The 12316-nt window shown below is 51.7% G+C and carries 12 protein-coding genes; 7 read left to right on the top strand and 5 right to left on the bottom strand.

The window, feature by feature from the left end:
- Nucleotides 1–45: 45 nt before the first annotated feature.
- From rbfA to ACJJII_RS01880, 7 genes are all read left to right on the top strand, one after another.
- On the top strand, nucleotides 46–444 hold the full coding sequence (gene rbfA / locus ACJJII_RS01910; RefSeq protein ID WP_108734361.1) for a 30S ribosome-binding factor RbfA: 399 nt from the start codon (nucleotides 46–48) through the stop codon (nucleotides 442–444).
- A 3-nt stretch (nucleotides 445–447) separates the two neighbouring features.
- Complete coding sequence (gene truB / locus ACJJII_RS01905) at nucleotides 448–1389, top strand: tRNA pseudouridine(55) synthase TruB (RefSeq protein WP_108734360.1); 942 nt, start codon at nucleotides 448–450, stop codon at nucleotides 1387–1389.
- A 413-nt stretch (nucleotides 1390–1802) separates the two neighbouring features.
- Entirely contained in the window at nucleotides 1803–2072 is a 270-nt protein-coding gene (gene rpsO, locus ACJJII_RS01900) for a 30S ribosomal protein S15 (protein WP_252083174.1), read from the top strand.
- A 263-nt stretch (nucleotides 2073–2335) separates the two neighbouring features.
- Complete coding sequence (gene pnp, locus ACJJII_RS01895) at nucleotides 2336–4459, top strand: polyribonucleotide nucleotidyltransferase (protein WP_444918105.1); 2124 nt, start codon at nucleotides 2336–2338, stop codon at nucleotides 4457–4459.
- Nucleotides 4460–4574: 115 nt separating this feature from the next.
- Entirely contained in the window at nucleotides 4575–5225 is a 651-nt protein-coding gene (locus ACJJII_RS01890; RefSeq protein WP_444918104.1) for a hypothetical protein, read from the top strand.
- Nucleotides 5218–5622: a GFA family protein gene (locus ACJJII_RS01885; RefSeq protein ID WP_413663182.1), complete on the top strand. Its 405-nt coding sequence runs from the start codon at nucleotides 5218–5220 to the stop codon at nucleotides 5620–5622. Before ACJJII_RS01890 ends, ACJJII_RS01885 begins: the two co-directional genes overlap by 8 nt.
- Before the next feature lie 51 nt (nucleotides 5623–5673).
- Nucleotides 5674–6642, top strand: a complete 969-nt coding sequence (locus ACJJII_RS01880) for a zinc transporter ZntB (protein WP_444918103.1) — start codon at nucleotides 5674–5676, stop codon at nucleotides 6640–6642.
- Between the two features lie 55 nt (nucleotides 6643–6697).
- Here ACJJII_RS01880 and ACJJII_RS01875 read toward each other — a convergent pair whose 3' ends face one another.
- The 5 genes from ACJJII_RS01875 to ACJJII_RS01855 all read right to left on the bottom strand — a co-directional run bounded on the left by ACJJII_RS01875 (nucleotide 6698) and on the right by ACJJII_RS01855 (nucleotide 12235).
- Complete coding sequence (locus tag ACJJII_RS01875) at nucleotides 6698–8260, bottom strand: hypothetical protein (RefSeq protein ID WP_444918102.1); 1563 nt, start codon at nucleotides 8258–8260, stop codon at nucleotides 6698–6700.
- Between the two features lie 164 nt (nucleotides 8261–8424).
- On the bottom strand, nucleotides 8425–9462 hold the full coding sequence (locus ACJJII_RS01870; RefSeq protein WP_444907381.1) for an endonuclease/exonuclease/phosphatase family protein: 1038 nt from the start codon (nucleotides 9460–9462) through the stop codon (nucleotides 8425–8427).
- 398 nt (nucleotides 9463–9860) lie between these two features.
- On the bottom strand, nucleotides 9861–10652 hold the full coding sequence (locus ACJJII_RS01865; protein WP_444918101.1) for an acyl-CoA thioesterase: 792 nt from the start codon (nucleotides 10650–10652) through the stop codon (nucleotides 9861–9863).
- 78 nt (nucleotides 10653–10730) lie between these two features.
- A complete protein-coding gene (panB, locus tag ACJJII_RS01860; protein ID WP_413663177.1) occupies nucleotides 10731–11543 on the bottom strand; it encodes a 3-methyl-2-oxobutanoate hydroxymethyltransferase in 813 nt (270 codons plus the stop codon).
- Between the two features lie 5 nt (nucleotides 11544–11548).
- A complete protein-coding gene (locus ACJJII_RS01855) occupies nucleotides 11549–12235 on the bottom strand; it encodes a deoxynucleoside kinase (RefSeq protein ID WP_444915629.1) in 687 nt (228 codons plus the stop codon).
- Nucleotides 12236–12316: the final 81 nt, after the last annotated feature.

The raw sequence follows: 12316 nt of genomic DNA, 5'->3' as shown, positions 1-12316 counted from the left end.
TGCGGGTTTTCCTGTCTTTAAACCGCCATTCTCAATAGGTAAACAATGGCAAGAGAATTTCATCGTGCAGACCGCGTCGCCGACGCCATGCGCCGCGAGCTGGCCCAGCTGATCCAACACGAGATTCGCGATCCTCGCCTGGGTATGATCAACGTCAATGATGTTGAAGTCAGCCGCGACTTAACCGTTGCTAAAGTTTTTGTCACCCTGGTGGGTGAGGATGATCGCAGCAAAATTAATACCTCTATCGAAGTGCTGAATAAAGCCGCCGGCTTTCTGCGCACGCAGCTTGCGCGCGCAATCCAGATTCGCACTATTCCCCGTTTGCACTTCCGCTACGATGAGACCTCGGTGCGCGGCCAGGCGCTGTCTGCCCTGATCGACAAGGCGGTTAAAGAAGATCGCAAACACCAAGACGACGATAGCGACTCCAACGAAGATTAATCCATGGGCCGCAGACCAAAATGGGGCCGGCCGGTTCACGGCGTGCTGTTATTGAACAAGCCCGCCGGGATTACCGCCAACGACGCCCTGCAAAAAGCCAAACGACTCTTTTTCGCCAATCGCGCCGGTCATACCGGAGCGCTGGACCCCCTGGCAACCGGCGTATTGCCGATCTGTTTCGGCGAAGCGACCAAGTTTTCCCAGTACCTGCTCGATGCGGACAAGCGCTATCGCAGTACTTTTGTTTTCGGTATGACCACTGCTAGTGGCGATGCCGATGGCGATGTACTGGAGACTAAAGATGCTTCCGGTTTGACCGAAGAAGCCGTGCTGAAAGCGATGGAAGCCTTTCGCGGTCCCATCAAGCAAGTGCCGTCCATGTACTCGGCCCTCAAGCACAAGGGGCAGCCGCTGTATAAGTTGGCGCGCCAGGGCTTGGAAGTGGAGCGCGAGGCGCGGGAAGTAGAGATTTTTGAATTTGAACTGCTGAGCTTTACACCGGGCGCCCAGCCCCGTGCAGAAGTTGAGGTTCACTGCTCCAAGGGCACTTATATTCGCAGTATTGCCGAAGACCTGGGCCAGGCTCTGGGTGTCGGTGCCTATGTGGAAGAGTTGCACCGCAGCGCAGCCGGTCCCTACGTCGAAGCCGATTCAGTGACTCTGGATGAGCTCACCGCAGAGCGCGGTGAGGGCATGGCGGAGGAGTTGGATCACCACCTGTTATCGGTGGATTCTCCCGCCTCTTCGCTGCCCAAACTCACCCTTCCGGACGAGTCTGGTTACTATGTGCGTCAGGGGCAGCCGGTAATGGATTTGCAGGTCTACCGTATCGGTGAAGAAGGTGATATGGTGCGCCTCTTCCTGGAAAATGGCGATTTTCTGGGCGTAGGAGAAATTACTGACGACGGGTGCGTAGCGCCTCGGCGTCTGGTAAGCAGTACTTAAGCAGAAAACGCTATATTGGTGAGAGCCGATAGCGGTTGATGTGAGAGTATTGCAGTGGGCAAAGGAGCCTCTGAATAACTCCGTAATGCCTCTGCGGGCCTTGAAGGCTGCAGATGTTAGGCGCAGCTCGCCGCGAATGGCCTTAGCCCTTTGCAAGAGCTGTAACGCAGCAGCTGTGGCCTTCAAGGCCCGCCCTTCGGGGCTTGCAGAGCGATTCACACTCCGCGTTGCGACTTCTTGAAAGGTCTAGACATTCCTGCGAAGCCGCGCCTTGATTGTGAACCGCTCTGCATGCCAGAGGTATCACGGAGTTGTTTAGAGGCTCCTTAAGTCCACAACAGTGAGTAGCTGGTCTGTAAATATGCACGGGCCAGCCGAATCTTTTAAAGCATATTACGACGAGGTTAATCGTTATGGCACTGTCTGCAGTAGAAAAAGCAGCAATCCTGAAAGAGCACGGCCAATCTGAAGGCGACACCGGTTCTCCGGAAGTCCAGGTAGCCCTGCTGACTGCCAACATCAACAAACTGCAGGGTCACTTCTCTGCGCACAAGCAGGATCACCACTCTCGCCGTGGTCTGATCCGCATGGTAAACCAGCGTCGCAAGCTGCTGGACTACCTGAAGCGCAAGGATCTGAACCGTTACGCACAGCTGATCGCTAAGCTCGGCCTGCGTCGCTAAGACCCTGGAATGCCCGCCTCTGGCGGGCTTTCTTCTTTAATGCTTGCTGAAAAGTGGCGCTGTTGTCACTTTTCGGCAGTTTCGCAACACAACCCCAGGGGCAAATATCCCGGCGGATGTGCTGCGTTTGCACCGGCCACCCGGGTCGGTAGCGGTACATCCCCGTATCGCTCTGGATTGAAGGTTTGGAACTTCTATCCAGGCAACCACTGTAGGGGTTACTGGAATGGGCCAGTAACCGTAAGGAAATAGGAAAAAAACTAGTGAATCCAGTAAGCAAAACTTTCCAATACGGACAACACCAAGTCACCATCGAGACCGGCCGTATCGCGCGCCAGGCTACCGGTGCTGCCCTGGTTAGCATGGGAGAGACTGTTGTCCTGTGTACTGTTGTCGGCGCTAAAGAAGCCAAGCCAGATCAGGGCTTCTTCCCGTTGTCCGTGCACTATCAAGAAAAAGCCTACGCGGCTGGCAAAATTCCCGGTGGTTTCTTCAAGCGTGAAGGCCGCCCGTCTGAAAAAGAAACCCTGACTTCCCGTCTTATCGATCGCCCGATCCGCCCGCTGTTCCCGAACGGCTTTATGAACGAAGTTCAGGTGATGTGTACTGTTCTCTCCGCTGAGAAGGACATGGACCCGGATATCGCTGCCATGATCGGCACTTCCGCAGCGCTGTCTGTTTCCGGTATTCCTTTCGCTGGCCCAATCGGTGCTGCACGTGTGGGTTACACCCAGCAAGACGGCTACCTGCTGAACCCGGGCTACGAAGCTCTGAAGACCTCCGAGCTGGACATGGTCGTTGCCGGTACCAAAGACGCCGTACTGATGGTGGAGTCCGAAGCCCAGGAGCTGCCGGAAGACATCATGCTGGGTGCCGTACTCTACGCACACCAGGAAATGCAGGCCATTATCAAGGTTTGTGAAGAGCTGAAAGCGGAAGCGGGCAAGCCCCAGTGGGACTGGCAGGCTCCGGCGGAAAACACCGAGTTGAAAGCTGCTCTGGACGCTCAGTTTGGCGAGAAGGTTGCCGAAGCCTACCGCATCACCAACAAGCAAGAGCGCAGCACCCGCCTGGCGGAACTGCGCAGCGAAGCCGCTGAAGCCCTGGCTACTGAAGAAATTAGCGCCGATCTGGTAAAAAGCTACTTCGGCAAGCTGGAGAAGAAGCTGGTGCGCGGCGCTGTCGTTCGCGGCGAGCCTCGTATCGACGGTCGCGACAGCAAAACTGTACGTTCGATCGCTGTGGAAGTTGGCGCTCTGCCCAAGTCCCACGGCTCTGCGCTGTTCACCCGTGGTGAGACCCAGGCTCTGGTAGTGGCTACCCTCGGTTCCACTGGCGATGCACAGATCATCGACGCCCTGGAAGGTGAGCGCAAAGACTACTTTATGCTGCACTACAACTTCCCTCCCTACTCTGTAGGTGAAGCGGGTCGTGTAGGTGCTACCGGTCGTCGCGAAATCGGCCACGGCCGCCTCGCTCGTCGCGGTATCGCTGCAGTTCTGCCGAGCCCGGACAGCTTCCCCTACACCGTGCGTGTAGTTTCCGAGATCACTGAATCCAACGGTTCCAGCTCCATGGCTTCCGTATGTGGTTCCAGCCTGGCACTGATGGATGCGGGTGTTCCGCTGAAGGCACCGGTAGCCGGTATCGCTATGGGTCTGGTGAAGGAAGACGAAGGCTACGCGGTTCTGACCGATATCCTCGGTGACGAGGACCACCTCGGCGATATGGACTTCAAAGTAGCGGGTACCGCCTCTGGTGTAACCGCGCTGCAGATGGACATCAAGATCGAAGGTATTACCGAAGAGATCATGGAGACCGCTCTGGAGCAGGCTCTGCACGCGCGTCTGCACATCCTCGCGGAAATGAACAAGGTGATCGACTCTTCCCGTACCACCGTGAATGAGAACGCACCGCGCTACGCGACCCTGAAGATCCATCCGGACAAGATCCGCGACGTGATCGGTAAGGGCGGTGCGACTATCCGTTCCATCACTGAAGAGACCGGCGCCTCCATCGATATCGAAGATGACGGCACTATCAAAGTCTTCGGTGAAGACGGTGAGAGCCTGGAAGCGGCGGTAACCCGCATCGAGGAGATCACTGCGGAAGCTGAGATTGGCGCTATCTACGAAGGTACCGTGGTACGTATCGTAGACTTCGGTGCGTTCGTTAACTTCCTGCCGGGCAAAGACGGTCTGGTGCATATCTCCCAGATCGCTGAAGAGCGCGTAAATGCCGTAACTGATTACCTGAGTGAAGGTGAGAAGATTAAGGTTAAGGTACTCGACGTTGACCAGCGTGGACGTATCAAGCTTTCTATCAAGGAAGCCAAGGCCGATGCAGCTGCCGCTGAAGAAGCCAAGCAAGCTTCCGACGAAGCTTAAGTCTACGGACTGAAAAAACCCGGCATTTAAGCCGGGTTTTTTTTGTATCTGCCGAAGCGGAATTGTCGCTTATTACCGGTTTTCTATTAGAATTCTGGAAAAAAAGGGCAAAACATTGGACAACTTCTGGCTGATCGACATTCTCCTCACCCTCGCCGCACTGCTGATTGCCAATCAGTACTGGCGTCTTACCAATGCTCGCTTTCAATCAGCTGCACTCTTGGTGATGGCGGGCCTTCTATTTATCGCTGTCTCCGCGATTGTCGGTGCCTATCGCTACGGTATTGATCCCGGGGCAACCCAATTACACCGGGCTTTACTACAACTATCCGGGTTTAGTTCGCTGTTGCTAATTGGAATAGGGTTGGTTTGGGCACGTTTCGAGATAGGTATTGGACAGAGTACCCGGGGACCCGCTTATGTAGTGCTGGTGCTGGTATTGGCCTCGTCTATTGGCGTCTCGGAAAGTGGCAGGTTATCGCCGCAGGAAGTGACAGAGGTATTTTCCGCCCTGGGGCTTCTATTGTGGTTGTGGGTTGCAATGATGGAATTGATGTCACCGCGACGATTATCGCCACCGGGTCCTTTGTTACTGGGGGCAGGGGCAGTAGTCATTGCAATGGATGGATTGTTTGTGGGTACCGGCGCTCCGCGAGTGCTGGGCTTGGCGCGTACAAACTGGTTCCACCTGCTGCTGGGCTTTTCGCTGTTTTCACTGTTGGCTGCCCGCCCGTTATTTGAAAAGGAAAATAATTCAAATGAGTAAAGTTACTACTGAACTTCGCGGAGGTTGCCACTGTGGCGCTATTCGCTATCGGGCGCGGCACGAGCGCGACTCAGAGGAGAAACTGGTAGCCCATGCGTGCAATTGCTCGATGTGTGAAAAAGTGGGTTTTCTGCATGTCATTATTCCCGCTGAAAACTTTAAGCTGGAGTCTGGGGAAAAAGACCTGGATTGTTATACGTTTAATACGGGAGTGGCCAAGCACCTGTTTTGTCGCCATTGCGGCGTTAAGTCTTTTTATGTGCCGCGCTCCAACCCGGATGGCTATAGTCTTAATGCGCGCTGTTTTGATGAGAGACCCGGAGACTTGGAGGTAGAACCTTTCGATGGTCAAAACTGGGAGCAGAACGCCGCAGAGCTGGCCCATCTCAGTAAATAAGTCGCGTAAAGAAAGTGATGCTCCAATCAATATCAGGTGATATGAGAGCCTATGGAAACTGGTCTGGTCTACGCTGTCTTACTCGATCGCAAAGGCTCGGGCCGAGAGCTTTCCTGGGCAGAGGTGAAATCCTGGCAACCTGATCAGGGAATTCTCTGGCTGCATTTTGACTACGACAGCACCAACACCGTCGAGTGGCTGCAACAGGATAGTGGACTCACAGCTACGGCGATAGAGACCCTGTCTGCGAAGACAACGCGCCCCTGTGTAATGACTGTGGATCAGGGGTTGATGTTGGCTATGTACGGCATTGAGCGAAAATCCAAACCGCGTGCAAAGGATATGATCGCCATTCGCATTTGGGCTGAGGAAAACCGTATTATCAGTACCGGCCGACGGAAGTTGCTTTCAGAGGATGACTTGCTTTCTCGTTTGCGCAGTGGCTTTGGTCCCCGTGGAACTGCGGCTCTTTTGATGTCCCTGGCAGATCTGTTGGTCTTGCGTATGTGTGATCGGGCCGAAGACTTCGAAGAAAAAATCGATGACCTGGAAAACCTGTTATTAGATAAGGGAGGTTCGGAGCTTTCTTCCCTACTGGTTCGGCTGCGCAAGAGAACTATCGTATTGCGACGCTACTTATGCCTGCAGCGGGAGGTGCTCGGGCGTTTGCAGCAGGAATCCCTATCCTGGTTTGATGAGCACAGCCACGCCCTCTTGGGAGAGGTAAATGATCGGTTACAGCGCCATATCGACGATATCGATGCGGTTAGGGAGCGCGCGGCAATTGCTCAGGAGGAATTGTTGAGTCGCACTTCGGATCAGTTGAATAGTCGTATGTATGTACTATCAGTGGTGGCAGCAGTTTTTCTGCCGCTGAGCTTTCTCACTGGATTGTTTGGGATTAATGTCGGCGGTATTCCCTGGGGACAGTCGTCCTTGGGCTTTATTGCTTTTTGCATCTTGCTGGTGGTGGCATTGGCTGGGCAGATCGCTTTGTTTTACTGGAAAAAGTGGTTGTAGTTATCTTTTGAAGTATCCTAGCTAAATAGGTTATTTCAGTTATCTGGGCTGCCAATCAGCCACGAAACCCTATAGACCTTACGATTCGATCAGCATTCGCCATAATGGTAAAGGTGATGGTTGAGCCTGCAATATTGGGAAAGTTGGCAGAATCCACAATATGGACATTTTTAAAGTGTGCCGGCCTTCCTAAGAGGTCTGAGCGGAATATCTCATGTTTTCCTCCCATCGGGAAACTGCCACCAAGGTGGAAGCTTTTGCCTGGTGGTAGTACGGTGAGAAAGAAGGGGGGGACCATACCAAGCCTTATCAGTGAACGCCTTATTAAAGACTGTGTTCTTTGGGCGATTTCTCGGGCTCTCGTATTTTCAATTCCTCTTATTTCTATTGAAGAGCTATCTGCTTGTTTGTCGGTTAAAGTTAGTTCCAATGAATCAGAATCCTCAGAGGACATAAAACCCTGAATTACGTATAAGCGATCCAAGGCGACTTGCTTTGGGAAAAGGGGGGGAAGTAGAGATGTTAATTGTTCTTCAATAATTTGGCTTCGACCATAAAGTTGGAGGTGTATTTGTTCAGGACTTATGTTTGGATTGTCAACTTCTAGAAAGATTTCTGCGAGGGTAAACTCAATCTCATAACGATACCCTTTGTAGAGAAAGAGGGGGAAGAAAAAATACTGGCTGTTTTTGATTTTGATTGGAGTATTTAATAGATTGAGGGATCTTGCCAGTATTGTAGTGGTGGCAAACTGGCCGGTTGCGAGAAAAACTTTCTGTGCGGTAATTTTTTTTATTTTGCTATTGGTTATATCAACTGCAATCACGTCTACGCCTTGACTTGTTTCATGAATCTCCAGGACAAGAAGACCTTTATGTATGGTGAGTTTGTCTTTTTGCAGTTTTTCAAACAAGTATTTAGGGTTGAAAATAGATTGGTATGGGCATCCGTCAAAGCAGTGGCCGCAATATCTACATCCATGCTCCCCCTTGCTTGCATCTACCGCTAAGCGGGCTCGACCAAATTCAATGCCATTCCTCTGGAGATTACTTTCAATAGCCTTCAATTTTTTCAATAAGAAATCTGTCGGCGCATTTCTTTTGATGGCAGTAAACTTGTTAGGGAATAGTGGATACTCGTTGTTGAGATTGTCTATCTCCGCACTTATAGGCATATAGCGGAGTACATTTTTGTAGGATGGCGTTAGTTCATTTAAGGAAATAGGCCAATTTGCTAGCTGATTTTCACTGTAGGGCATGATAGCTGCACCCCATACGTTCCCAAGCCCACCAAAGCCATGGGAAAATTCTGTATTACAGTTTTTTGTCGTAATGCTGAGAGGTTTTGGTACTCTGTATGGAAAGTCAGACCCAAATAGATATCTTCTTTCCAGGCCTTTTCGGGAGGCTACTGGAGCTGGAAACAGTTTATCTTTGTCCTCCTGAGTCCATGCATCAATGTTTTTTTTGGATAAGATATTAACTTGGTATTTGATATCGTCTTCAAGGTCATATGAAACATCAACGACTTCAACTTCTTGCCCAATATCTTGCAATGCCTTGACTGTAGCGATACTCGCAGGACCACTTCCGACAACTAGGTTCTTAATCCTGTCCACTGAAAGCCCTTCCCGCCAAGCATGCGGTTTATGCGTGGGTTAAAGTTCTCCTCAATAAGCAAAATTGTAGCTGGATTGGGTTTTCAGTCCGGTGTCGTTCACTTTGTCGGTAAATTGGTTAAGCCCCTTCCGATCCCCTGCGGAAGAGGCTGTGTGCCGCTCGTTTAGTGTTTAACCCATGAGAAGTCTACAAATACTGGGTCGTGGTCGCTCAGCCCTGTGTACTCCGCGGAGCCAATGTAGTAATTGGTTACGTCCAGCGTGTAATTGGGGTTGTTATTAATAACGACGACATGATCGGTATCGTCCTGAAGTTCATCAGCACAGGCTTCCAAGCTGGTGTCGCTGCCAGATAGCATATATTGGCAGGCATGCTTGCCGCCGGTTTTGGCAAAAAATGCTTTCCAGGTTTGGTAGTTTGTACCGCGCCAGCCGTCGTCATTTTCATCAAACGCCATATTGAAGTCACCGGCCAATATGACTGTGGCATTACTTGAGTGGGCGACGATCATATCGGCAATCTGGTCGAGTTGCTTGGCTTTGGCATTTAGGTCATCGTCTTGGTGTCCTGCATCCATATGGGTGTTGTACACATGAACATGGAAGTTTTTGGTCACTTCAACTTTTGCTACGGTAAAGCCTTTTTCGGTATCACAGTCATTACCTGCGCACTTATCAAAAGTTTCCTCCTCATAAGTGGCGAAGGTGTAGTCGTCATCATCGCGATTATCTCGGTCAAACGGAAACTTGGAAAAGGTCAGCAGGCCATTGCCAAAGCTGGTACCAGTGCCTTTCCAGTGTTTGGAGCGATAGGGGACTGTATCGTTATCGAGCTTGTCGTCGTCGTCCAGATAATTGGCTTTGGTTTTGCTCCAAGCTTCCTGCATCAACCAGAGGTCTTTGGGGTTATTATCAAAAGTGTTAATAATCTGTTTGAAGTCAGATTTACTGTTGCCGCCTATACACTCCAAAAATCCATCCATGTTGTAGACGATCATGTCAAAGCTGCCTGAATTGGCATCGGCAAATTCAGTGTCACCGTATTCATAGCCGTCCAGGTCTTTTGAGCCGGTATCGTCGACATCATCAATAAATTCAAACCAGTTACAAGAAGTAATTGCATCCCAAACGTCTTCAAAATCTACTGCTGCGGCGGAATGGCTGAATAGAAGTGTGAGTGAAAAAAATATTCTTTTTATCATTATTGCTCTCCAACTTTGTTATTACCGACGGTTTTGTAGTGGGGTCGAAAATTGGGGCGTTTCTCTGGCGGCCCCTTTGTTTTCGATGGAGGGGATGATGGATAGCGTAGATTACAAATTGGAGTAAAGGAGGTTTTTTTTATTTTATTTTTCTGTAAGGGCGGCGCGAATTATTTTTTTCATAAAAAAATAATAAAAATCACGAAAGTTGTATATTTTTATGCAGGTAATAATTGATTCGTTAGGCGGGTTAAGCAGGATCGGGAAGTATTATTTAGAGTTATCTGAAGGCTGCAGAAAAGTTACAAAATTCTTTAGGACCGTTTAAATGGTTCCATCCGTGGAGCCAAGGCACTCAATGAGTGGCGGTAAAGGGATAGTTGATCGACGAGTGCTGGTTAACCAAAGATAGTGACCATTTGGCGGGAGAGGGCGGTTAAACGTCCATCGGCATCCCACAAGCGGGCCTGTATTACTGCGTAGCCATCCTCAGCCTGTTCCACTTCGGCCTCGTATTGCCACCAGTCAGAAGCGGTGCGCTCTGGGAGTGGCTCCATAAACTCCACTGTCCATGTTAATGAGCTGGCGGGAGCCGGCTCTTTCATCATCGGGAGTGTCGCCGGTGGCCAGGCATCGATCAGTGCGAGTAAGTGGCTGATACCGGTACGGCCTTTACTGCCATCCTTAAATCGTACCCAGCCACCTAAAACTCTCTCTTTCGCGCCGCTGAAAGGGAGGCTCCCACATGCGATACGGTAATCGAACTTCTGTGTGAACTCCGGTACTACACCTTCGATATAGGGCAGGGGCAGGCATTTATCCGGGGTGGGGTACTCCGGTGCTGAGGGACCTTTGGCGAGAACGGATGACTCCCTGCCGCGACCAAAACTGGCGAGGCCCGCCAGCATAACGGCACCATTCTGATCGAGGTGCCCCTGTACCTGAGTGACAGAGCGGCCTGCGCGGAGGACATCCGCACGGGTGTTAATCGCCCCCGGGGCAACCGGGCCTACGAATGAGGTGGTAAAAGAGCGTAAGCTGCTCTCAGAGGGCAGCTCTGAAGCCATCTGCTCATACAGCATTGCGGCTACAAGGCCGCCAAATGTAGCTCGCCCCTGGGTCCAGCCTTCGGGCACAGAAGTGGCGCCATTGGTCGAGAGCCAATCCTGGATTAGTTGGTCGAAAGTCATAGTGTTACCGCTTGAGAGCGGCAGGTGGGACCTGCCGCAGAAAAATACCGGGTGAGAAGCACCCGGATGAGGGGAGTATTATTTAAATATGTGTTCCTCGCCGGGGAAAACGCCCTGCTTGACGTCCTCGGCGTATTTGCGCAGGGCCCCGGGAATATCCTCGGCCTCTACCAGGAAGTTTTTGGAAAACTTGGGGGGCTGTTGGGTGAGGCCCAGGATGTCATTGATTACCAGTACCTGGGCATCGCAGTCGCGGCCCGCGCCTATGCCGATGGTGGGCATGGATACGGCTTCGGTAATACGCTTTGCCAGGTCGGCGGGTACACATTCCAACACCAGCAGATCAGCTCCGGCTTCGTCGAGTTGTAGAGCGTCTTCGAGGATTTGCTTGGCGTGTTCTTCGTCGCGCCCCTGAACGCGATAGCCTCCCAGTTTGTGTACTGATTGAGGGGTGAGGCCCAGGTGGGCGCAAACGGGAATACCGCGATCAGTAAGAATCTTCACGGTGTCGGCGAGCCAGGCGCCTCCCTCAATCTTCACCATATGTGCACCGGCCTGCATGATCCGGGTTGCATTCTGGAGTGCCTGCTCTGGGGTGGCGTAGGTCATAAACGGCATATCCCCCATAATCAGGGACTTCTTATTGCCGCGCGCGACCGCCTCGACGTGGTAAATCATTTGCTCCATCGTCACTGGCACGGTGCTGTCGTAACCCAGCACGGTCATGCCCAGGGAATCTCCGACGAGCAGTGTCTCAACCCCGGACTTTTGTGCCATCGCAGCCATAGGGGCATCGTAGAGAGCAACGGTAATAAACTTCTCACCATTCGCTTTCATTTTTCGCAGGGTTTGAACGGTTACGAGCTTTTCTAATTCAGAGGGTGCATACATAACGATTAACTTCCTGGGTTGTAATAGTGCCGGCCACTGGTGATCGTGAACAGATATTCGACCAGCTGTTGGTAGTCCTCTGGGCTATCGACAATGTCGATCTCCTCGGTATTGACGATAAGTAGAGGCGCCTCATCGTAAAAATGGAAAAAGCGGGTGTAGGCGTTGTTGAGGGTGGCGAGGTACTCATTGCTTATCGCCTGCTCAGCCGGGATTCCCCGATTGCGGATTCGGGCTTGCAGCACATCGAGGGGGGCTTGCAAATAGATCACCAGGTCCGGCTTGGGTGCTTCCAGGGTGAGGTGTTTGTACACCTGTTGGTACAGGTGCAGCTCATCCTTATCCAGGGTGACTTCAGCAAACAGCTGGTCCTTTTCGATCAAAAAGTCCGATACCCGCACCGGCTCAAAGATATCGTCCTGCCGGAGTGCCTGGATTTGCTGTGATCGCTGGAGGAGAAAGTGCAGCTGGGTGGGCAGTGCGGCATTTTGGGGGTCCCGGTAGAAACGCTCCAAAAAGGGGTTCTCCTCGGGTAATTCCAACAGCGTGTCGTAATTGAATGTGGAGGCCAGCTTCTTTGCCAGTGTGGTTTTTCCCACACCAATATTGCCTTCCACCGCGATAAATTTAGGCGGTGTTTTATTAGACAGGTTGAGTTCAGCTGTGCTGGTCTCGGGTTTTTCGATAACCACTTGAGCGACTCCTCTTTGTCTGGGGTCTTCCCTGATGAGTTGCAAACGCAAAAGTACTATTGAGAGGGCCGCCCGTCGAGT

Source organism: Microbulbifer maximicatervae (SeqCode) (genome assembly GCF_052467825.1).
This window is presented reverse-complemented; position numbering and strand designations above follow the sequence as displayed.

Coding starts and splice junctions, on each gene's coding strand:
- rbfA (WP_108734361.1), top strand. CDS start 46: ATGGCAAGAGAATTTCATCGTGCAGACCGCGTCGCCGACGCCATGCGC.
- ACJJII_RS01870 (WP_444907381.1), bottom strand. CDS start 9,462: ATGATAAAAAGAATATTTTTTTCACTCACACTTCTATTCAGCCATTCC.
- rpsO (WP_252083174.1), top strand. CDS start 1,803: ATGGCACTGTCTGCAGTAGAAAAAGCAGCAATCCTGAAAGAGCACGGC.
- truB (WP_108734360.1), top strand. CDS start 448: ATGGGCCGCAGACCAAAATGGGGCCGGCCGGTTCACGGCGTGCTGTTA.
- ACJJII_RS01880 (WP_444918103.1), top strand. CDS start 5,674: ATGGAAACTGGTCTGGTCTACGCTGTCTTACTCGATCGCAAAGGCTCG.
- panB (WP_413663177.1), bottom strand. CDS start 11,543: ATGTATGCACCCTCTGAATTAGAAAAGCTCGTAACCGTTCAAACCCTG.
- ACJJII_RS01865 (WP_444918101.1), bottom strand. CDS start 10,652: ATGACTTTCGACCAACTAATCCAGGATTGGCTCTCGACCAATGGCGCC.
- ACJJII_RS01885 (WP_413663182.1), top strand. CDS start 5,218: ATGAGTAAAGTTACTACTGAACTTCGCGGAGGTTGCCACTGTGGCGCT.